Origin of the sequence: Streptomyces sp. NPDC051133, from assembly GCF_040682635.1 — a bacterium.
Taxonomy (GTDB): domain Bacteria; phylum Actinomycetota; class Actinomycetes; order Streptomycetales; family Streptomycetaceae; genus Streptomyces.
Genome location: NZ_JBFBBK010000075.1, coordinates 1 through 20,046 on the forward strand (window position 1 = coordinate 1; position 20,046 = coordinate 20,046).

General features: G+C 72.0%; 21 protein-coding genes and 1 pseudogene. 10 read left to right on the forward strand and 12 right to left on the reverse strand.

Annotation, left to right across the window (positions count from 1 at the left end):
* Positions 1-219 precede the first annotated feature (219 nt).
* From AB0N17_RS41480 to AB0N17_RS41495, 4 genes are all read right to left on the reverse strand, one after another.
* Complete coding sequence (locus AB0N17_RS41480; protein WP_366016864.1) at positions 220-1,938, reverse strand: ABC transporter substrate-binding protein; 1,719 nt, start codon at positions 1,936-1,938, stop codon at positions 220-222.
* Positions 1,939-2,137: 199 nt separating this feature from the next.
* Complete coding sequence (locus tag AB0N17_RS41485) at positions 2,138-2,233, reverse strand: Ms4533A family Cys-rich leader peptide (RefSeq protein WP_309550493.1); 96 nt, start codon at positions 2,231-2,233, stop codon at positions 2,138-2,140.
* A 56-nt stretch (positions 2,234-2,289) separates the two neighbouring features.
* Positions 2,290-3,507 carry a DUF3152 domain-containing protein gene (locus AB0N17_RS41490; RefSeq protein WP_366016865.1) on the reverse strand — a complete coding sequence of 406 codons (1,218 nt, stop codon included), beginning with the start codon at positions 3,505-3,507 and terminating at the stop codon, positions 2,290-2,292.
* 205 nt (positions 3,508-3,712) lie between these two features.
* Positions 3,713-4,756: an alpha/beta hydrolase gene (locus tag AB0N17_RS41495; protein ID WP_366016866.1), complete on the reverse strand. Its 1,044-nt coding sequence runs from the start codon at positions 4,754-4,756 to the stop codon at positions 3,713-3,715.
* A 223-nt stretch (positions 4,757-4,979) separates the two neighbouring features.
* Between AB0N17_RS41495 and AB0N17_RS41500 the strand changes: the two genes are divergently transcribed.
* From AB0N17_RS41500 to AB0N17_RS41515, 4 genes are all read left to right on the forward strand, one after another.
* On the forward strand, positions 4,980-5,207 hold the full coding sequence (locus AB0N17_RS41500) for a hypothetical protein (protein ID WP_366016867.1): 228 nt from the start codon (positions 4,980-4,982) through the stop codon (positions 5,205-5,207).
* 177 nt (positions 5,208-5,384) lie between these two features.
* Complete coding sequence (locus AB0N17_RS41505; RefSeq protein ID WP_366016868.1) at positions 5,385-6,026, forward strand: TetR/AcrR family transcriptional regulator; 642 nt, start codon at positions 5,385-5,387, stop codon at positions 6,024-6,026.
* Positions 6,027-6,189: 163 nt separating this feature from the next.
* On the forward strand, positions 6,190-6,417 hold the full coding sequence (locus tag AB0N17_RS41510) for a DUF3107 domain-containing protein (RefSeq protein ID WP_366016869.1): 228 nt from the start codon (positions 6,190-6,192) through the stop codon (positions 6,415-6,417).
* 185 nt (positions 6,418-6,602) lie between these two features.
* Positions 6,603-6,872, forward strand: a complete 270-nt coding sequence (locus tag AB0N17_RS41515) for a hypothetical protein (RefSeq protein WP_366016870.1) — start codon at positions 6,603-6,605, stop codon at positions 6,870-6,872.
* A 33-nt stretch (positions 6,873-6,905) separates the two neighbouring features.
* On the opposite strand, the gene AB0N17_RS41520 is transcribed toward AB0N17_RS41515, so the two are convergent.
* Complete coding sequence (locus AB0N17_RS41520) at positions 6,906-7,661, reverse strand: ferritin-like fold-containing protein (RefSeq protein WP_366016871.1); 756 nt, start codon at positions 7,659-7,661, stop codon at positions 6,906-6,908.
* A 492-nt stretch (positions 7,662-8,153) separates the two neighbouring features.
* Here AB0N17_RS41520 and AB0N17_RS41525 point away from each other — a divergent pair, with 492 nt between their 5' ends.
* Together AB0N17_RS41525 and AB0N17_RS41530 are read left to right on the forward strand one after the other, a co-directional pair.
* Positions 8,154-10,913, forward strand: a complete 2,760-nt coding sequence (locus tag AB0N17_RS41525; protein ID WP_366016888.1) for a DEAD/DEAH box helicase — start codon at positions 8,154-8,156, stop codon at positions 10,911-10,913.
* 133 nt (positions 10,914-11,046) lie between these two features.
* Entirely contained in the window at positions 11,047-11,919 is an 873-nt protein-coding gene (locus AB0N17_RS41530; RefSeq protein WP_366016872.1) for an alpha/beta hydrolase, read from the forward strand.
* Positions 11,920-11,961: 42 nt separating this feature from the next.
* Here the strand turns inward: AB0N17_RS41530 and AB0N17_RS41535 are convergent, their stop codons facing one another.
* Positions 11,962-12,858 (reverse strand): NYN domain-containing protein, encoded by an 897-nt coding sequence (locus AB0N17_RS41535; RefSeq protein ID WP_366016889.1) that lies wholly within the window; start codon positions 12,856-12,858, stop codon positions 11,962-11,964.
* Between the two features lie 216 nt (positions 12,859-13,074).
* Between AB0N17_RS41535 and AB0N17_RS41540 the strand changes: the two genes are divergently transcribed.
* A complete protein-coding gene (locus AB0N17_RS41540) occupies positions 13,075-13,227 on the forward strand; it encodes a hypothetical protein (protein ID WP_184968404.1) in 153 nt (50 codons plus the stop codon).
* A 46-nt stretch (positions 13,228-13,273) separates the two neighbouring features.
* Here AB0N17_RS41540 and AB0N17_RS41545 read toward each other — a convergent pair whose 3' ends face one another.
* From AB0N17_RS41545 to AB0N17_RS41560, 4 genes are all read right to left on the reverse strand, one after another.
* Positions 13,274-13,879, reverse strand: a complete 606-nt coding sequence (locus tag AB0N17_RS41545; RefSeq protein ID WP_363216038.1) for a MarC family protein — start codon at positions 13,877-13,879, stop codon at positions 13,274-13,276.
* 81 nt (positions 13,880-13,960) lie between these two features.
* Entirely contained in the window at positions 13,961-14,818 is an 858-nt protein-coding gene (locus tag AB0N17_RS41550; RefSeq protein ID WP_366016873.1) for a PHP domain-containing protein, read from the reverse strand.
* Between the two features lie 188 nt (positions 14,819-15,006).
* On the reverse strand, positions 15,007-15,648 hold the full coding sequence (locus tag AB0N17_RS41555) for a DUF6758 family protein (protein ID WP_366016874.1): 642 nt from the start codon (positions 15,646-15,648) through the stop codon (positions 15,007-15,009).
* Between the two features lie 43 nt (positions 15,649-15,691).
* Positions 15,692-15,931: a hypothetical protein gene (locus tag AB0N17_RS41560; RefSeq protein ID WP_366016875.1), complete on the reverse strand. Its 240-nt coding sequence runs from the start codon at positions 15,929-15,931 to the stop codon at positions 15,692-15,694.
* On the opposite strand from AB0N17_RS41560, the pseudogene AB0N17_RS41565 reads away from it, so the two are divergent.
* Positions 15,813-16,270, forward strand: a pseudogene (locus AB0N17_RS41565) (MFS transporter); the annotation flags it as partial. The gene AB0N17_RS41560 and the pseudogene AB0N17_RS41565 sit on opposite strands and share 119 nt — an antisense overlap.
* 44 nt (positions 16,271-16,314) lie before the next feature.
* Here AB0N17_RS41565 and AB0N17_RS41570 read toward each other — a convergent pair.
* Positions 16,315-16,899: a suppressor of fused domain protein gene (locus tag AB0N17_RS41570; RefSeq protein ID WP_366016876.1), complete on the reverse strand. Its 585-nt coding sequence runs from the start codon at positions 16,897-16,899 to the stop codon at positions 16,315-16,317.
* 460 nt (positions 16,900-17,359) lie between these two features.
* On the opposite strand from AB0N17_RS41570, the gene AB0N17_RS41575 reads away from it, so the two are divergent.
* Both AB0N17_RS41575 and AB0N17_RS41580 read left to right on the forward strand, forming a co-directional pair.
* On the forward strand, positions 17,360-18,487 hold the full coding sequence (locus tag AB0N17_RS41575; protein WP_366016877.1) for a CorA family divalent cation transporter: 1,128 nt from the start codon (positions 17,360-17,362) through the stop codon (positions 18,485-18,487).
* A gap of 24 nt (positions 18,488-18,511) precedes the next feature.
* Positions 18,512-19,024, forward strand: a complete 513-nt coding sequence (locus tag AB0N17_RS41580) for a hypothetical protein (protein ID WP_366016878.1) — start codon at positions 18,512-18,514, stop codon at positions 19,022-19,024.
* A gap of 160 nt (positions 19,025-19,184) precedes the next feature.
* On the opposite strand, the gene AB0N17_RS41585 is transcribed toward AB0N17_RS41580, so the two are convergent.
* Positions 19,185-19,922, reverse strand: coding sequence for a hypothetical protein (locus tag AB0N17_RS41585; RefSeq protein WP_366016890.1), 738 nt, complete (start codon positions 19,920-19,922; stop codon positions 19,185-19,187).
* Positions 19,923-20,046 lie beyond the last annotated feature (124 nt).

The window sequence follows — 20,046 nt, forward strand, 5'->3', positions numbered from 1 at the left end:
GGGCGGGCGGCCCCAGCCCCATGCCCATCGGCCCCCCAAAACCCCGGAACCGCACCCCCCCCCACCGCAAGGCCCCCCCAACCAATGCCGAGAAAAAAAGGAAACCCCCCAACCCCCGCCCCCCCACCCCCCCCACACAACTGCCGGCCCCCCGCCCGCGCGGGGGCGGAGGTGTCCGCCCCGGCCGTCTCGACGGCGACGAGTGCCTCGCTCACGGCGTCACTTCACCGCGACCTGGGAGATGTCCAGCACGCCGGTCCAGTCGCTGATGACGATGTTCTTGACGTCCGAGCCGTACAGACGCTTGTAGACCGGGTGGAACAGCGGCACGACGAGGGCCTTGTCGCCGATCTTCTCGTCCAGCGCACCCCAGCGCCGGGCGGCGGCGTCGAGGTCGGTCAACTTGTTGATCGCGTCAATCTCGTCATTGACCGACTTGTCGTCGAGCAGGCCCGTGTTGAAGTTCGCGCCGTCCTTGACGATCTGCCGGCCGTCGAAGATCGGGGCGAGGAAGGGACCGCCGGAGGGCCAGTCGGCTCCCCAGTGGGCGAGGAAGAAGCCGGGTTCGGTCTTCACGCCGTGGATCTTGTCTCGGTAGTCGTTGTCCTCCAGGCCCTGCAGCTTGACCGTGATGCCGGCCTTCCTGAGCGCGTCCTGGACGGCGGTCGCGATCTCCGGGCTGGTCTCGAAGTCCTTGGCGTTGGAGTGGGTCAGCGTGACGGTGAGCCCGTTCTTGTAGCCGGCCTGGGCGAGCAGCTCCCTGGCCTTGGCCGGGTTGCCGGACGCGCCCGCCGGGAACGGGTCGTACGGCGTGTAGCCGAAGGACTTCTGGTTCGGCAGGAAGGTGGTGGCGGGCTCGGCGAGCGCGCTGCCGCCGGCCGCGTTGACCACCGACGACCGGTCGAGGGCGTAGGCGACGGCCTGGCGCACCTTGGGGTCGTCGAACGGCTTCACGGTCGGGTTGAACGCGATGTAGTTCGTGTAGCCGAAGTGGCCGGTGCCCACCCGCGCGGCCAGGTTCTTGTCCCCGCTGACCTTGGCGAGCTCGGCCGGGCCGAGGTTGGTGTCCGTGGTGACGGCCGCGGCGTCCGCTCCCTGGGACGCGGACAGCCGCTGGTTGATCACGGAGGAGTCGAGCCCGGAGCGGACGTCGATCGTGTCCGGGTAGGCCTTGCGCTCGTCGTCGGTGGCCGCGGACCAGTTCGTGTTGCGCTGGAGGACGAGGTGCTCGCCGTCGTTCTCGTTCCTGACGACCTTGTAGGGGCCGGACGAGACCGGGTGCTCCTCGTACTTGGTGCCGGTGTCCTTGCTCCTGGGCACCGGCGTGAACTGCGTCTGCGTGGCCAGGTACGGGAACTCGCCCTCGGGCTTGTTCAGGTGGAAGACGATGGTCCGCGCGTCCGGCGTCCCGATCGCGGACAGGCCCTTCTTGTCCTTGTACGGCCCCTGGTAGTCGGCGGCGCCGGCCAGCCAGTCCCGCAGGTAGGGCGCACCGCCGGAGAGTTCGGGGGCGAAGGAGCGCTCGATGCCGTACTTGACGTCGGCCGAGGTGATCGGGGTGCCGTCCTCGTACTTCAGGCCCTTCTTCAGGGTGTACGTCCACACGGTCGCGTCCTTGTTGGGGCGTCCGGTGTCGGTGGCGAGGTCCGGGACGACCTTCGCGCCGGCCGCGCCGCTCTCGCGGTTGCGCGTGGTGAGGGTGCGGAAGACCAGGGAGGGGACGTTCCCGCCGCCTGAGGTGTAGAGGCGGGCGGGGTCGAAGTCGCTCTGCGGCTGGGAGTTCAGCACGGTGAGGGTGCCGCCCTTGTGGGGCGCGGTGTCGCCGCCGGAGCCCTTGGCATCGTTGTCCTTCGGGCCGCAGGCGGCGGCGCCCGCTGCCACGACCAGGCCTACGGATGCCGCTGCCACGCGGCGCGCTATGACGGACGGTTGACGCATCGGAATGACGACCTCTCGGGGGGACTGTCGAGGACTTCTCGAGGGTTGCTCGAAGGCTTCTCGACTGGTGAGACAAGTGGACGAGGAGTGAGACGTCTGCGAGCAGACGTCGGCCCCGGCGCCGGGTCGTCGAAAAATCCGTGACGAAGTCACGGACGGAGGAGAAAAGAGGGTCGCGACGCGAACGCCAGGGGCGGCGTCAGCGACAGTGGATGTCGGCCACGCAGAGAGCGGTCACGCCGATGAGCGCCAGCTCGATGGCGGCGCTGCTGCAGACGGCATGACTAGACCACATGCGCAGAAATATGAACGACCTCGCGGCTCATGTCAATGTGACATGAGTGGCGCCTGTCAACTCTTGGGATACGGCCAGGGGTTGGGCAGACAGTGGATTCCGTCGTGGTCCAGGAACTTGGTCTGCTGCTGCATGACCGGCGCCAGCTCGCCGTCCTTCTGGCAGGTCACATGCCCGTGCCCGAGCCGGTGGCCGACTTCATGGTTGATCAACATCTGCCGGTACGCATGGATCTTGTCCCCGTACGTCGTGCTCCCTTGAGCCCATCGGTACGCATTGATCATCACGCGCTGGGTGGCGGCCGAGTCGCAGGAGACGTTGTCCTCCGTGGTGTCCAGACCGGACTTGGCGCACCACTGTGCGGTCGTGCCGGGGCTGGCCAGCGTGATGACGAAGTCGGGCTTGCCGGAGGAGACGCGCTCGAAGGTGCGGGTGCCGCCGTGGGACCAGCTGCGGTCGTCGTTCAGGGTCTTCTGCACGGCCTCGGCGAACAGCGTGCCGTCCAGGCCCAGCCCCTGCTCGATGTCGACGCGGTACCGGTACTTCTGTCCCTTGCCGGGCGCCTTGTCGAAGCCGGGGACGGCGTCGAACTTCCCGGGGCCCTTCAGAGTGGCTCCGAGCGGGTAGGTCCGGTCCATCTTCTGCTCGTACGTCAGCGTCGCCACGCTCGGCGCGGCGGACGGGACCGACCCGCCGTCGCGGGTGTCCCGGGCCTGGCCGGTGGCGGACCCGGCCTGTGCGGCGCCTCCGCCGTGCCCCTCGGTCACCTGCCCGGCGACGACCACCGCGAGCACGGTGGTGACGGCCGCCGCCGCGATCCCGGCGAACGCGCGTCCCTTGCCGCCGCGCTGCGCGGGCAGGCCGACGGGCGGCGCGTCGTCGGCGTCCGCCTCGGGGGCGAGTGCCGGGGACGCGGTGACCGGCCCGTCACCGCCGGGCCGGGACCGGCGCGCGCGGGGAACGAAGACGTCGACGTCCTCGCCTCCGTCGTGTCCCTCGCGATCCCCTCGGCCTTCCCGCCCCGGGTCGAAGGCGTCGAGGTACTCCTGCCGGGGCCCCGCGGCGGCCCCGGGACCGCGTCCGCCCTGCCGCTGCCGGGGCAGCACGACCCCGCCCGCACCGGCGCCCGGCAAGCTCCCCCAGCCGCCCCCCGCTTCCCGCTGCTCGGGGTGCCCGCCACGACTGGCGGCACCCTCGGGGAACCGGGGCACTCCGTGAGCGGGCGTGCCGTCGGGCGCCCGGGGCACACCGTGCGCGGGCGTGCCGTCCGGCATGCGGCCGGCGCCCTGAGCGGGCGCGCTCTCCCCGAGACGCGGCACACCGCGCGCGGGAGTGCCCTCAGGCGGATGAGGTCCACTCCCCGTGTCCGGGCGTCGGTCGCGGGAGCGGGCGCTCCGCTGTTCCTCCCGCCGGGCGGCTATGTCCGCGGGGTCGTCCTTGGGGGCCGGCCCCCGGCGACTGTGGCGTCCCACCCCGGCCTCAGCTCCCCACGCCCGTGGCAGTCACGCCGTCGTCCTCACCGGTCTCCCCGAAGGCGCCCACGGCCGGCCCCCGGGTCTCCGTCCCGGTCTCCGCCTGCGCCATCAGCTCGCGGAACGCCCCGGCGACCACGTCCGGGTACTCCATCATCGCCACGTGCCCGGCCTCGGGCAGGGCCAGCAGACGCGAGTCGCGGAAGGAGCGGGCGGCCCTGCGGGCCATGCGGAAGCCGACCAGCTGGTCACGGCCGCCGTAGATCAGCAGGGTCGGCGCGAGCACCCGCTCGGCCTGGCGCCACAGCCCGTGCTGTCCGCCCAGCGTGTAGGCGTTGACGATCCCGCGCGCGGAGCGGGCCATCGCGTCCCAGAAGTACGGCAGCTGCAGGCGCCGTTCCAGCTCCTCGACGGCGTGTCCGAATGCCTCGGGCGACACGCGCCCGGGGTCGCCGTAACAGAGCCCCATGACCCCGCGCACGCGCTGCTCGGCCGTCCACTGCCTGGTGAAGCGGGTGAACAGGGCGGCGACGCCGGGCACGCCGAGCAGGGCCGTCGGTGCCGCGCTGCGCTGGATGCGCAGCTCGGGCAGGGCCGGCGAGACCAGCGTGAGGGTGCGGACGAGGTCGGGCCGTACGGCGGCCACGCGCGTGGCGACCGCGCCGCCGAGCGAGTTGCCGAACAGGTGGACCGGGCCCCGGCCGGACGCGTCGATACAGCGGATCACCGCGCGCGCGTGCCCGGTGACGGAGTAGTTCCCGTCGTCGGGGGGCGGGGAGTCGCCGAAGCCCGGCAGGTCGACCGCCTCGCTGTCGACGACGCCGTCCAGCTCGGCCATCAGCGACGACCAGTTCTGCGAGGAGCCGCCGAGCCCGTGGACGTACAGCGCGGCGGGCAGGCCCTCGCGCGCGGGGCGGCGTGAACGGACCGCCAGGGTGACTCCGGGCAGGCCCACGGACCTGAGCCGCTCGCCCTCTCCGACCCTGACGGGCGCCACCCTCGGTAGCGCACTGCTGGCGGCCGGCACGGACGGCGACTCGGTCGAAGACATGCGGCAATGTTACGAGGTGATCACGCCGAGGTTCATGTGTTCGCCGTCACAGCGGCGACCGTGCGTGAACCGTGCGCCATGGGTGAACCCGGCCCAGGAAGAACGCACGCGGGTGATGGCATGGCGTCCGGATCAGGTGTCTCCTAGGCTCGTACAGAGGGCACCGGGCACCCGCGTGTGGCCCCTGCTGCTTCCAGGGACGTCCGTAGGAAGGGAGCCCACCATGGCCTATGAACCCACCGAGCCCGACGAGGCGATCGAGGATCTGGAGGGCGATGCGGCCCCGGAGCTCGACGTCGAGGCCCCCGAGGTGGACGCTGCCGAACAGCACACGGACCTCGCGCAGGACCGTGACGACCCCCTGACGGGCGTGGATCCGGACCGCGGGAACGAGGCCGATCTCGTCGAACAGGCGCGCGTGGTCTCGCTCGACGAGGACGATTACCGCTGATCTCGCAGCTCTTCTCGGGTCGCACCGGGCCCGCGCCCGGCCGCGCCGGGACCGCTCTGCGGCTTTCGCCGCCGTCCGGTACGTGAAATTCTGCGCTCGCACCGCGCACACCAGGGTTACCGAAAAGTACGATGGCCGCGCGGCCGACACCGCATGTGGACGACTTTGGGAGGCGGCGTGACAGCCATCGAGCAAACTGAGGCAGCACGCCCGCGTGGCACGCGTCTGCCGCGCCGAGCCCGACGGAACCAGCTGCTGGGCGCCGCCCAGGAGGTTTTCGTCGCACAGGGCTATCACGCGGCCGCGATGGACGACATCGCCGAGCGGGCCGGCGTGAGCAAGCCGGTGCTCTACCAGCACTTCCCCGGCAAGCTCGACCTCTACCTCGCCCTGCTGGACCAGCACTGCGAGGCGCTGATCCAGTCCGTGCGCGGCGCGCTGGCCTCGACGACCGACAACAAGCAGCGCGTGCGGGCGACGATGGACGCCTACTTCGCGTACGTCGAGGACGACGGCGGTGCCTTCCGGCTGGTCTTCGAGTCGGACCTGACGAACGAGCCGGCGGTGCGCGAACGCGTCGACAAGGTGACCATCGAGTGCGCCGAGGCGATCTGCGACGTCATCGCCGAGGACACCGGCCTCTCGCGCGCGGAGTCGATGCTGCTGGCCTCCGGCCTCGGCGGGCTCGCCCAGGTGGTGGCCCGGTCCTGGCTGCACAGCGACCGCAGCGTCCCGCGCGACCAGGCGGTGCAGCTGCTGACCTCGCTGGCGTGGCGCGGCATCGCCGGTTTCCCGCTGCACGGAACCGAGCACCACTGACGCGGCCGCCCGTTCGCGTCGGCTCTTCCCGTCGGTTGTTCCCGTCGGCTGTTCGCCGACAGCGTTCCGGCCCGCAGCGTGTACGTCCCCTCACCGGGCTAATGTGTGCTGGGTACGGCGCGGAAAGATCGCGCACATCACTGACCGTCGGAGGGACATAGCCGTGGAGGTCAAGATCGGCGTGCAGTACGCGCCCCGCGAGATCGTTCTGGAGAGCGGTCAGAGCGTCGAGGAGGTCGAGCGGCTGGTGTCGGACGCGCTGTCCGGAAAATCCCAGCTGCTGAGCCTCCAGGACGAGAAGGGCCGCAAGGTTCTCGTGCCGACCGACCGTCTGGCGTACGTGGAGATCGGCGAGCCGACCGTGCGCAAGGTGGGCTTCGGCACCCTGTAGACGGAGCTCATGGAAAGGGCCCGGCGGCACTGGCCGCCGGGCCCTTCCGCATGCCGGGCCGCACACAGACGGAGCACAACCCCTCCACAGCGGAGGATTGCGCTCCGCAGGTCACGGGTATGACGGGCTACGACCGTCAAGGCCAGACCGGCTGGGCCAGACCGGCCGTGGGAGGGACCCCCGACATGATCCTGGAAGTGCTCGGATCCGCCGTGCTCGGTCTGATCCTCGCCTGGGCGGCGACCCGGCGCCTGTCCCACCGGCTGCCGACCCGCCCCCTGGTGTACTCGACCGGCGTCGCGGGAGCCCTGTTCGGCGACTTCGTCACGCACAGCGCCCTCGGCCCCGGCAGCACGCTCCTGAGCCTCCTGGGAGCCGCCGTCATCTCGGCGGCATCCCTGTCCCTCCTGCTCCGCCCGTCACGTCACCTGCGCCGCCGATCATTGACGGCGTAGCACCCGGCCCCCGAAGGGGCGGCGGACCGTCACTCAGGCCGCGAGGCCCAGCGCGGCCATCCGCTTCGTGTGCGCCTCGGTGATCCGCGAGAACATCCTGCCGACCTCGGCCAGATCGAACCCGTCGGCCACCCCGCCCACGAGCATCGTGGACAGCGCGTCCCGGTCGGCGACCACCCGCTGCGACTGCGACAGCGCCTCGCCCATCAACCGCCGCGCCCACAGCGCCAGCCGGCCGCCCACGCGCGGGTCGGCGTCGATGGCCGCGCGCACCTTCTCCACCGCGAAGCCGGCGTGCCCGGTGTCGTCGAGCACCGCGAGGACCAGCTCGCGCGTGTCGGAGTCGAGACGGGCCGCGACCTCCCGGTAGAAGTCGCTCGCGATCGAGTCGCCGACGTAGGCCTTCACCAGGCCCTCCAGCCAGTCCGAGGGCGCGGTCTGCCGGTGGAAGCCGTCCAGGGCCGCGACGAACGGGTCCATGGCGGCCGTCGGCTCCTCACCGATCTCCGTCAGCCGGTTCCGCAGCCGCTCGAAGTGGTGGAACTCGGCCGAGGCCATCTTCGCCAGCTCGGCCTTGTCCGCGAGGGTCGGCGCCAGCTTGGCGTCCTCCGCGAGCCGCTCGAACGCCGCCAGCTCCCCGTACGCGAGCGCCCCGAGCAGGTCCACGACCGCGGCGCGGTACTGCGGGTCGGCGGAGGCCCGCGCCCAGTCCTGGGCGGCGACACCGGTCGGTTCGGCGGCTTCGGCGGCCGCGTTCTCAGCCTTGTCAGAGCTAGTCATGAGGCGCACAATAGCCCGCTCACCGGGCCTCAGAAGCCCCCGGCCGACCACTGTGACGACGACTACGTGACCAAATCGGCCATCGCATGTGCGCGAATCCGGGGTATGGTGGTAATGCGCCTGCTGAGTGCGTCGACGGTGTTCGACGTGTCCCGACAGGCTGCACGCATGAGGATGCCCGGTCGGTGGCCCGATCGGCTCCGACCCGACAGCCCTCCCCGGCCGTACGCGACAGTGCGTACGACGACCGGAGGGAACCCCTCAGCGGTACGAGCGCTAGAGCGTCGGCAGTGGTCCCGTGTCTTACGGCTTGCCCGAGTGGCTCGTCCGTACGGCAGCCGACGTCCCCCGGCACGGTCAGTCATGACCCCCGCGCTCGCCTCGCACCGCGCACACAGAAGAGGCAGCACCCTGACTACGTTTCGAGACCTCGGAATCCTTCCCGAGACCGCCGAGGCCCTGGAGGCCGTCGGCATCATCACCCCGTTCCCCATCCAGGAGATGACACTCCCCGTCGCCCTCTCCGGCACGGACGTCATCGGCCAGGCCAAGACCGGCACCGGCAAGACGCTGGGCTTCGGCCTCCCGCTCCTGGAGCGCGTCACCGTCCCCGCCGACGTGGAGGCCGGACGCGCCGCCCCCGAAGCCCTCACCGACGCCCCGCAGGCGCTCGTCGTGGTCCCCACCCGCGAGCTGTGCACCCAGGTCACCAACGACCTGCTGACGGCCGGCAAGGTCCGTAACGTGCGCGTGCTGGCGATCTACGGCGGCCGGGCCTACGAGCCCCAGGTCGAGGCCCTGAAGAAGGGCGTCGACGTGATCGTCGGCACCCCGGGCCGCCTGCTCGACCTCGCGGGCCAGAAGAAGCTGGACCTGAAGCACGTCAAGTGCCTGGTCCTCGACGAGGCCGACGAGATGCTCGACCTGGGCTTCCTGCCCGACGTCGAGAAGATCATCGACATGCTGCCGGCCAAGCGCCAGACCATGCTGTTCTCGGCCACCATGCCGGGCGCGGTCATCGGCCTCGCGCGCCGCTACATGTCCCGGCCCACGCACATCCGCGCCACCGCGCCGGACGACGAGGGCGTGACGGTCGCGAACATCAAGCAGTTCGTCTACCGCGCGCACAACATGGACAAGCCGGAGATGGTCGCCCGCATCCTGCAGGCCGAGGGCCGCGGGCTGGCGATGATCTTCTGCCGGACCAAGCGCACGGCGGCCGACATCGCCGAGCAGCTGGAGCGCCGCGGGTTCGCCTCCGGCGCGGTCCACGGCGACCTCGGCCAGGGCGCCCGCGAGCAGGCGCTGCGCGCGTTCCGCAACGGCAAGGTCGACGTCCTCGTCTGCACCGACGTCGCCGCGCGCGGCATCGACGTCGAGGGCGTGACCCACGTCATCAACTACCAGTCCCCCGAGGACGAGAAGACGTACCTGCACCGGGTCGGCCGTACCGGCCGCGCGGGCGCCAAGGGTACGGCGATCACGTTCGTCGACTGGGACGACATCCCGCGCTGGCAGCTGATCAACAAGGCGCTGGAGCTGGACTTCAACGACCCGGTGGAGACGTACTCGTCGTCCCCGCACCTGTTCTCCGACCTCGACATCCCCGAGGGCACCAAGGGCATACTGCCGCGCTCGGAGCGGACCCGCGCGGGTCTGGACGCGGAGGAGCTGGAGGACCTGGGCGAGACCGGCGGGCGTGGCGCCCGCGGGCGCGGGGGCCGGGGCGACCGTGGTGGCCGTGGCGGCCGTGCCGAGTCCGGCGCCGGCGCGCCGGCCGAGCGCGAGCGTCCGTCCCGTACGCCGCGCCGTCGCCGCCGCACCCGTAGTGGCGCTCCGCTGGACGCCTCCGCCGCCACGACGGCTCCGGCCGCCGGGACCCCGGCCGCGGAGGAGTCCGAGGCGACGTCCCGCACCCTGCGCCGCCGTCGCCGCACCCGCGGCGGAACGCCGTCGGAGCAGGTGACGGCCGCTGCGGCGCCCGCGACCGCCGAGGTCACCGCGGCCGCCGTCGAGACGGTGGACACGGTGGACGGTCCGGCCGCGGAGAAGCCGCGTCGCCGCCGCACCCGCAAGGCCGCGGAGCGCCCGGCGCCGGAGACGGTGTCGCAGGACGCCGCCGTGGCGGAGGCGTCCCCGGCCGTGACCGTGGCCGAGCCCGTCGCGGTGGTCGCCCCGGTGGCGGAGCCGGCGCCCGAGGCCGCTCCGGCCGCGGAGGCCAAGCCGCGCCGCCGCACCCGCAAGACGGCCGAGCCGGCCGTCGAGGCGGAGACCGCGGTGGACACCGCCGAGGCCGCGGAGGCCAAGCCGCGCCGCCGCACCCGCAAGGCCGCCGAGCCGGCCGTCGAGGCCGCCGTGGCCGTGGCCGAGGCGACCGAGGAAGCCGCACCGGCGAAGCCCCGCCGCACCCGCAAGGCCGCAGCCGCTGCCGAGGCCGCCGTCGACACCGCCGAAGGCGCGGAAGCCAAGCCGCGCCGCACGCGCAAGACGGCAGCCACCGCTCCGGAAGCCGCCGTGGCGGAGACCGAGGCCGTGACGAAGCCGCGCCGCACGCGGAAGACGGCAGCCACCGCTCCGGAAGCCGCCGTGGCGGAGACCGAGGCCGTGACGAAGCCGCGCCGCACGCGGAAGACGGCAGCCGCCGCCGAGACCGCGGTGGACACCGCCGAGGCCGAGGAGGCCAAGCCGCGCCGCCGCACCCGCAAGGCCGCCGAGCCGGTCACCGAGGCCGCCGTGGCCGAGGCGACCGAGGAAGCCGCCCCGGCGAAGCCCCGCCGCACCCGCAAGACGACCGCGGCCGCCGAGGCCGCCGTCGACACCGCCGAAGGCACCGAGGCCGCGCCGCGCCGCCGTACCCGCAAGGCCGCGGAGCCGGCGGTCGAGGCCGCGCCCGAGGCCGAGGCCAAGCCGCGCCGCACCCGCAAGGCCGCAGCCACCGCTCCGGAAGCCGCCGTGGCGGAGACCGAGGCCGCGGCGAAGCCGCGCCGCACGCGCAAGACGGCAGCCGCTGCCGAGACCGCGGTGGACACCGCCGAAGGCACCGTGGCCAAGCCGCGCCGCACCCGCAAGACCGCTGCCGCCGCCGTGGACGCGGTCGACGGGGTCGAGGAGGCCGCGGCCAGGGCTCCGAGGCCGCGGCGGACCCGCAAGGCCGTCGCCGAGGGGGCCGCTCCGGAGATTCCGGCGCAGGCCACCGAGGAGCCGGAGGCCAAGCCGCGCCGGCGTACCCGCAAGGCCGCGGAGCCGGTCACGGAGGCCTGAGCCGACCCGCCGGAAACGGCGGCGACGCCGGCACGGTGAGCCACAGACGGCCCGGTCCACAGCAGTGGACCGGGCCGTCGGCGTCCCGTCCGCACCCTGCGCGGCGCACCCGCACGCCCGATAGCCTCTCCCCATGAGCAGGCCCGCGACCTTCGTTCCGCCCCCCGGCGCCCGTACGTACCCGCTGCGGACGGCGCGCGGTGCGTTCGCCGTCGTCGACGCTCCCGTGGCCGACGGCGTACGGTCCCGGGGTGTCGCGCTGCTGCTGCCGGGGTTCACCGGCAGCAAGGAGGACTTCAACCCGCTGCATGTGCCGCTCGCGGAGCGCGGGTACCGGACGGTGGCCGTGGACGGGCGCGGCCAGTTCGAGTCGGACGGTCCCGAAGGCGACGAATCGGCTTACGCCCAGGAGGAGTTGGCCCGGGACGTGCTGGCGCAGGCGGAGGCGCTCGGGCAGCCGGTGCATCTTCTGGGGCACTCGCTCGGTGGGCAGATCTCGCGCGCGGCCGTCCTGCTCGACCACTCCCCCTTCCTGTCGTTCACCCTGATGGCCTCGGGCCCGGCCCAGATCTCTCCGTCCCAGCAGCAACGCGTGAAGCTGCTGCGGGACGCGCTCGCGGTGATGGGCATGGAGCAGGTGTGGGAAGCGATCCAGGCGATGGAGACGCCCGAGGAGACCGAGACGGCCCGGCTCGACGGCGGGCTGGACGACCGGGACGATCTGCGGCGCCGCTGGCTGGGCACCAAGCCCGCCCAGCTCCTCGCGACCGGCCGCCAGTTGTGCACCGAGCCGGACCGGGTCGCCGAACTGGCCGCCGTACCGCTGCCGTTCCACGTCCTGTCCGGCGCGCAGGACGACACCTGGCCGCTGCCCCTGCTGGACGACATGGCGCTCCGGCTGCACGCACGGCGGACGGTCGTCGACGGCGCGGAGCACTCCCCCAACACCGACCGCCCGCTCGCCACGGCCCACGCCCTCGCCGGTTTCTGGGACGGCGTCGCCTAGCGGGACTGGTACCGACCCCTCCCCGGTGCTGCGCCCGCCGGTCTAGTACTGCGCCTGCAGATGGTCCCAGAAGCCGTCCCGGAGGGCGCGGCGCAGGTCGGCCTGGCCGCGCAGGGAGTACTGCAGCAGGCCCTCGGCCTCGACCAGCAGGTCCTGGTCGACGGAGCCGGGCAGGTAGGGGTGGCCGGGGAGCAGTTCGCCCAGGGCCTCGCGGCCCCGGGACGCCAGCCACTTCGCGGCGATCTGGGCGCCGACGAAGCGGACGTCGTCGCGGGTGGGGCGGGTCCCGGCGGTGGCCTCGTAGGCGGCGGCCGTGCGCCGGGAGACGTACGGCTTGAAGAACTCCAGCTCGAAGGTGCGCTGGCTGTCGACCTCCCAGAGCAGCGGGTCGGCCTGGTTGCGGCCCTCGGGGGCCTCGATGCCCCACAGGTGGACGCGGGCGCCGTAGCCCTGCGCCGCCTCGACCGCCGAGACCAGGTCCTCGTCGCCGCCGAGCAGGGCCGCGTCGCTGATGGCGCGGTGCCGGGCCAGTGACTCCAGGTCGCCGCGGATCAGCGAATCGACGCCCTTCTGCTGGTTGTTGGCGTTGAGGTTGCCGAGGCGGACCTTGACGTCGGGGAGTTCGGCGATGGACTGCTGCTCGGCGGTGTGGATGCGGCGCCGGGCGCCGTCGTACCAGTACACGCGCAGCAGGCGGCTGTCCGCGAAGATCGTGCGGGCCTTGTCGATCAGCGCGTCGATCAGGCCCTCGGCGTCGACGTCGAAGGCGCGGCGGTCCTCGGTCCCGGCGATCAGCCGGCCGGCGGCCGCGTACAGGTAGCCCGCGTCGACGAAGATCGCGTGGGTCGAGGGCGTCTTCGCCACCTCGGCGAGCATGCGTTCCAGCAGCTCGTTCGTGCGGTCGATGTGGGCGCCCAGGGCCGCCAGGTCGTCGTTCATCTCCTCCATTGTCCCGGTGGTCACGCTGCGAACACAACCGGTCCCGGTCGGTCCCGCGGAGGCGGCTTACCGCTCAGTAGTTAGACGTTCGAAAAATTTCTTTAGCGTAGGGAATGTTTGTAACGTGCGACGCGTTCCATCAGTACGACGCCGGATACACATCCGGCGCACCGAGTAGTTCTCCGCAGGAGGATGACCAGACGAAGGGAGAAGCCCATGCGCTTCGAAATCATGCGACTCGACGAGGTCGACGGCACCACCGTGGACAGCACCGTCGTGGACGCCGCCTCCGTCAACCGGATCGTTCAGCAGGCCGCCGCGATAGGGCAGCGCCTGTGGATCCGCCCGGCCGAGACCACGGCCTCATAACGGGACTTCCCCACTCAAGCCTTCCGGGGGAGCCGAGACACGGCGCTCAGCTCCCCCGGATCACCTGAGTGATCCCGTTGATGATCTGCTGCACGGCGATCGCGGACAGCATCATGCCCGCGAGCCGCGTCACCAGGACGACACCGCCGTCCTTGATGACCCGGATGATCAGCAGCGAGTAGCGCATCACCAGCCACAGCACGACGTGGATCGCGAGGATCGCGGACCACACGGATATCTGCGTGGCCACACTGCCGGCCTTCTGCACGGCCAGGATCACGGACACGATCGCACCGGGCCCGGCGAGCAGCGGCATGCCCAGCGGCACGAGCGCGACGTTGACGTCCTTGGTCTGCTTCGGCTCGTCGGTCTTGCCGGTGAGCAGATCGAGGGCGATCAGCAGGAGCAGCAGGCCGCCCGCGATCATCAGCGCGGGGACGGACACGTGCAGGTAGTCGAGGATCTGGTGGCCCAGGACGCCGAAGGTGGCGATGACCCCGCCCGCCACGCAGACGGCCTGGAAGGCCATCCGCTTCTGCACCTTGGCCGGACGGCCCGCGGTCAGGGCGAGGAAGATCGGGGTGATCCCGGGGGGATCCATGATGACAAAAAGGGTCAGGAACAGGGAGCCGAAGACGGCGATGTCGAACATGCGGGAAGTACTGGCCTTGCTGGAAGAGGAGGAACTACGGGCGTGAGCTGGTCCGGGGCCGGCCCCTGAGGGCCGCGCGCCTCAGGCTCCGCCGGTGCCCGGGACCGGGAACGCGCCGGTCGCCCGCCGCGTGATCTCCCCGTACACCTCGGGGTCGGTCGTGTACGCGCCGAGCGACACGGTCTTGCGGCTGCCGTGGTAGTCCGAGGAGCCGGTGACCAGCAGCCCCAGTTCCTTCGCGAGGCCCCGCAGCCGGGCCCGGGCGTCCGTGTCGTGGTCCATGTGGTCGACCTCGAGGCCGTCGAGGCCGGCGGCGGCCATCTCTGCGATCGCCGACTCGGGGACCGTGCGGCCGCGCTTGGCGGCGGCCGGGTGCGCGAACACACAGACCCCGCCCGCGCCCTTGACCAGCCGGATCGCCTCGAAGGGGTCGGTCTCGTGCTTCTCCACGTAGGCCCGGCCGCCGTCGGCCAGCCAGTCCTCGGTGAACGCGTCGCTCACCGTCGGCACGACGCCCAGTTCGACCAGCGCGGTCGCGACGTGCGGGCGCCCCACGGAACCGCCGCCGGCGATCCGCTCGACCTGCTCCCAGGTGACCGGCACGCCGAGCGTGTTCAGCTTGGCGACCATGCCCTTGGCCCGCGGCACCCGGTCGTCCCGCACCAGCTCACGCTCGGCGAGCAGGGCCGGCTCCTCGGGGTCGAAGAGGTAGGCCAGCATGTGCATGGAGATTCCGTCGACACGGCAGGACAGCTCGGCCCCGGTGACCAGGGTGAGCCCCTCGGGCACCGCGGCGATCGCCTCGGCGTGGCCACGGGTGGTGTCGTGATCGGTCAGCGCGACGACGTCCAGTCCGGCAGCGGCGGCGCCTTGCACCAGCTCGGCCGGGGTGTCCGTACCGTCGGAGGCCGTGGAGTGGCAGTGCAGATCGATGCGCACGCGGACTCCAGGCGATGACCGACGGAAGGGGGACACCTAAGGATAGCGGGGTTTTGAAGCCCGCCTGTCACACCCGCAGCCCGACAGCACCCTTTACCGCACCGGCCGAGGAGGCGCGGTGAACGGCGCGAGCAGCCGACGGCGGACCCGCACCCGCCGGCGCACCGGACCCCCGACCCCGGTGGGTGTCACGGCCGGAGCAGGCGCGGCGACAGCGCCCCGAACGGCACCAGGTCCAACTCCGCCCCCGCGTCCCGCAGATCCGTCAGCACCAGTTCGTCGTACATGAGCAGCCCGGCCTGCTCGGGCCACATCACCGCCCACAGCCACATGCCGAGCGCCTCGCCCGCGAAGACGGCGCGGTCGTCGGGGGTGCGGTAGACGTGCCAGAGCGGGGTGGGACGGCCGGCGGCCAGGACCTTGGCCTGGGGCGGCTTCTCCACGTTCATGTACGACCCCGGGTCCGGGCCGTCGATGCCCGCGTACCGGGCGCCGAGTCCGACGCCCAGTTCCTCGGCGACGAGGATCAGCTCGCCCGGTCCGCCGAGCGGTCCGGGGCCGGTGCAGGCGACGGCGGTCGCCCGGCCGCCGCTGCGGTCGTCACCCGCGTAGGCCACCCCCGTGAAGAGCCAGCCGACCGGCAGCGGCCAGGGCATCCACACGGGGACATGCGTGCGGTGCACCACCGCACCGAGGGCCTCGACGCTGGGCGGGATCACGGGCTGCAGCGGATACACCGTCCCGTGCACATCGCACTGCCACGAATCGGCGAAGAGACCGGGAGCCCTGACCCGGCCACCACACTTCGGGCAACTGGGTTCGCCCCTCATAGGGCTCCACGGTCCTACCCCTTCCGGCCCGCGTCAAGGACGATCACCCGTCCGGCCGGAACAGAGCCTCCGTCGTCGCCTTCATGGGCATCGGCCTGGTCGACCCGATCCTGCCGTCCATCGCGCAGTGCCTGCACGCGACGGCCGGCCAGGTGTCCCTGCTCTTCACGGTGCCGGCCTTCACGCCGTTCGTGCTGAACATGACCCCGTACCGCTCGGGCGCCGTGTTCTTCGCCTGGGGCGTCCTGCTCGCCGTCTTCTCGGTGATCGTCGCCCCGCGCATGCAGGCGCGGTTCGGCTCGCTGAAGGTGCTCGGCGGCTCGCTGGCGCTGCTCGCCGTCGACGTGCTGGTGCTCGGCTACGGCGACCACACCACCGCGACCGTCTGCACGATCCTGTCCGGCGCGTTCATCGGCGTGAACAGCACCGTCCACACCGAGCCGGCCCTCGGCGTGTCGGACGCGCCGCGCCCGGTGGTCGGCGCGGGATACAACTTCGTCCGCTGGTTCGCTGCGGCCGCCGCTCCCTACTACTCTCGACTTCGCTCGAACGGGGGACCCCCACGGCCGAGGAGCTTCAGCCGCGGCACGCGGCCGAGGACGGAGTCGGCGCCTTCGCCAACTGCCCCATCGACTCACGTCCCTTGGTGAGCTTGCTCACTCCGGCTCAGTCCAGCGGCACGGATCTGCGGGAGGGGTCCCGCAGATCCGTCCCGCCGGCGAGCCAGCGCTCCTGGAGGGCCTGGGCGCCGTGCACCCGCTTCCAGGCGGCCTCGTTCGGCGTCATCGGCAGCAGCGGCAGGAACCGTACGGGGTCCATCGGGTCGTCCAGCTCCAGGTCCTCGACGAGACCGCCGGGCTCGGCCACCAGGACCGAGGTGAAGGGCGCGCCGGGCCACAGCGGCTCACCGGTGTCCAGGGAGGCGCCGGGCGCCACCACCAGCCCCTCGACCTGCGGGGACGCGCCCAGGACGGCGAGCGGCTTGAGCACCTTGTCGGTGTCGGCGACACCCGCGCGGACGGACAGCAGCAGCTCGGCACGCGGTCCCTGGACCGGGTCGGCGAGCATCGCGGTGGGGTCCGTCATGGGGTGCGCCGACATGCCGAGGGTGGCGTACCGGACGATGTCCCCCTCGCTGAATCGGAGCACCTCGATACGGTCCGTGCCGAGGAAGGTGACCGCGGCGCGCGCGTCCGGCTCGCCCAGCGCGGTGGCCAACCGTGCCTCGACCAGAGGAAGAACATCAACCATGCGGTGAGCATAGAACTCGTCAGCAGCGGGCAAAGCGGCGCCTTGACACATGGGGCGGCTGCTACGCTGAGCCGGTGGTTCGGGGCAGCACGCAGAAGCGTCGCTATCGAGTCCCGACGCCGATGAGACTCCCTTACGAGGGACCGGCCGGAGGAGGTGGGGCTGTCATGGATCGAAGTCGACCTGGTAGTACCACTCGCTCTTCCGGCCACTGATGCAGTTCCTGGCTGGCTGCCGCCTTCCCGTGCGCGTCGTCCGTTCGGAAGAGCACTTCGTTTCGCTTTGCCTGATCCGTCTGATCTGAAGCAGTTCTGCATCAGTGGCGAAGTCGCCACCGCGACGGTGCGGTGCTCCCCGCTTTGTGGACGTGCCAAACATCCGCAGTCAAGGACGTCCCCATTCCGGGTAGTTCCACCCGTCGCCACGCGCTCTCGCCGCCTGCCCGCGAAGGAGCCTGCCCATGTCGATGATCCGCGACCTGCGCGCCGTGGTCCGCCCGTCGTCCCGTGTCTCGCTGCGCAAGGACACGGGCGCGTCGTCGTACGACACCACCCGTGACCCGGCCATGCCGTCGGCCGTCGTGGACTGCGCCGTCTACCGCGACGGCGCCCGCTTGGCCAGCGACAAGCCGTTGAGCCCGCACGAGGCGATGCGCCTGGTGCGCCGTGACGGCGGCTTCGTGTGGATCGGGCTGCACGAGCCGACCGAGGCCGAATTCGCCGGTATCGCGAGCGAGTTCGGGCTGCACCCGCTGGCCGTGGAGGACGCGGTGCAGGCGCACCAGCGGCCGAAGCTGGAGCGCTACGACGACTCGCTGTTCACCGTCTTCAAGACCATCCACTACGTCGAGCACGACCGGCTCACGGCCAACAGCGAGGTCGTGGAGACCGGTGAGGTCATGTGCTTCACCGGCCGGGACTTCTTCATCACCGTCCGGCATGGCGGCCAGGGCTCGCTCCGGGCCCTCAGGCACCGCCTCCAGGACGACCCCGAGCTGCTCGCCAAGGGTCCCTCGGCCGTCCTGCACGCCATCGCCGACCACGTCGTGGACGGCTACATCGCGGTCGCCGACGCGGTGCAGGACGACATCGACGAGGTGGAGACCGAGGTCTTCTCGCCGGGCCGCAGGGGCGGGGTGTCCCGTGGTGTGGACTCGGCGCGGATCTACCAACTCAAGCGTGAGGTGCTGGAGTTCAAGCGCGCGGTGGCTCCCCTGCTGCGTCCGATGCAGCTGCTGAGCGAGCGGCCGATGCGGCTGATCGACCCGGACATCCAGAAGTACTTCCGGGACGTCGCCGACCACTTGGCCCGGGTCCAGGAGCAGGTGCTGGGCTTCGACGAGCTCCTCAACTCCATCCTCCAGGCCAACCTGGCACAGGCGTCCGTCGCGCAGAACGAGGACATGCGCAAGATCACCGCCTGGGCCGCGATCATCGCCGTACCGACGATGGTGTGCGGGGTCTACGGCATGAACTTCAAGTACATGCCCGAGCTGCACTGGAAGTACGGCTACCCGGTGATCATGGGCATCACGGTCGTCCTCTGTGTGGGCATCCACCGCACGCTGAAGCGCAACGGCTGGCTGTGAGCGGGGCTGGATAGGGTGAGGGCCATGACAAGCGAGCTGCTCGACCGGGCCCTCATCGAGGAGGCCTCCAAGAAGTCCGGCCTCATCTGGGTCAGGGGCGCCGGGGCCCCGGCCGCGCGTGCGCTGTGGCACGTGTGGCACGAGGGCGCGGTGTGCCTGGTCGGCGACGGGCCCGGGGAGCAGCCGCTGGAGGGGCTCAGCGACGGAGGCACCGCCGAGGTCACCGTGCGCAGCAAGGACAAGGGCGGCCGGCTGGTGACGTACCCGGCGACGGTCTCGGAGCTGGCGTCCGGTACGCAGGAGTGGGAGGCGGCCGTCGCCGAGCTGAAGGGCAAGCGGCTGAACGCCCCCGACGGCGAGGAGATGCCGGCCCGCTGGGGCCGTGAATGCAGGGTGCTGCGCCTGGTTCCGGCCGGGCCCCTGGCGCCGTTGCCCGACGAGAACCTGGCGTCCCGCCCGGTGCCGTCCGCCGCGACGACGCGCCGGCCGATCCCGGCGGGACTGCCGAAGCTGCTGGCGAGGCGGCGGAAGAAGTAGCGCCCGGGGCCGAGGGGCCTCGGCACCGCCGGGACGGAACGTCGTGGCCTAGCGCCGTCGCGGCCCGGAAGCCCGGCCGACCGGCACGGCACCGGCACCGGCACCGGCACCGGCGAGGACACCGGCCGGCCTCGGCCGCGGTCCGTGGGTGGCGGCGGCGCTACGACGTGGGGAGCTGCTGTCCGTAGTCCAGCGTCTGCGACTTCGCCGGTTCCGTGACGGCGAAGTCCTTGCCCCAGTCCGTGAAGCGGAGCGTCCCCGCGTCGCCGGCGCGCACCAGCCGGAGGGGGTACGGCGTGCCCTGGAGGGAGACGTCCAGGGTGCCGCCGGAACCCTTGTCGCCGGTGATGCGGATGGTGGGGGTACCCGACTGATCGTGGTGGCCGTCCGTCGCCAGCGCGCCGTGCAGCGTCAGCAGACCGTCCAGGAGGACGTCCTTGTCCGTGAAGCCACTGAACTTCTTGTACGCGGGGTCCCCCTGCGGCACCTTCACGTACTTGCCGTCCAGCTTGCCCGCGGCCCCGTCACCGCCCTTGCCCTCGGCCTGCTGCCAGAAGTCCGAGTCGGCCTTGAGATACAGCTGCCGCCCGACCCGCAGCAGCTTGAAGGTGGCCCCCTGCGAGGTGACCGAGCCGGTGCCGCCCGCGGCCTTGAGCCGCATGTCCAGCTGGTACGTACGGCCGCTGGTGACCACGGTCCCGGACAGCCGTACCGCCGGTGCCGCGTCCGCCGCCGCCCGCGTCTTCGCCTGGATCTTCGCCGCGGGCAGCTTGCCCACCCCGTTCGTCCCCGCGTCCGGATCGCCACCGCCGCACCCGGTCAGCACCGCGGCCCCCGTCACGGCCAGCGCGCACGTCGCGGTCACCAGCGCGGCACGGCGAGGACGGCGGCGGGGCATCACAGTCACAGGTGAGGTCACTTTCCTGACGGATCCTGAGCGGTGTACGGCAGCGTACCGGTGCCCCGGCAGCCCGGCGGAGTCAGTCCGTCCGGACCGCCCACCAGGGCGTATCCGATCAGGA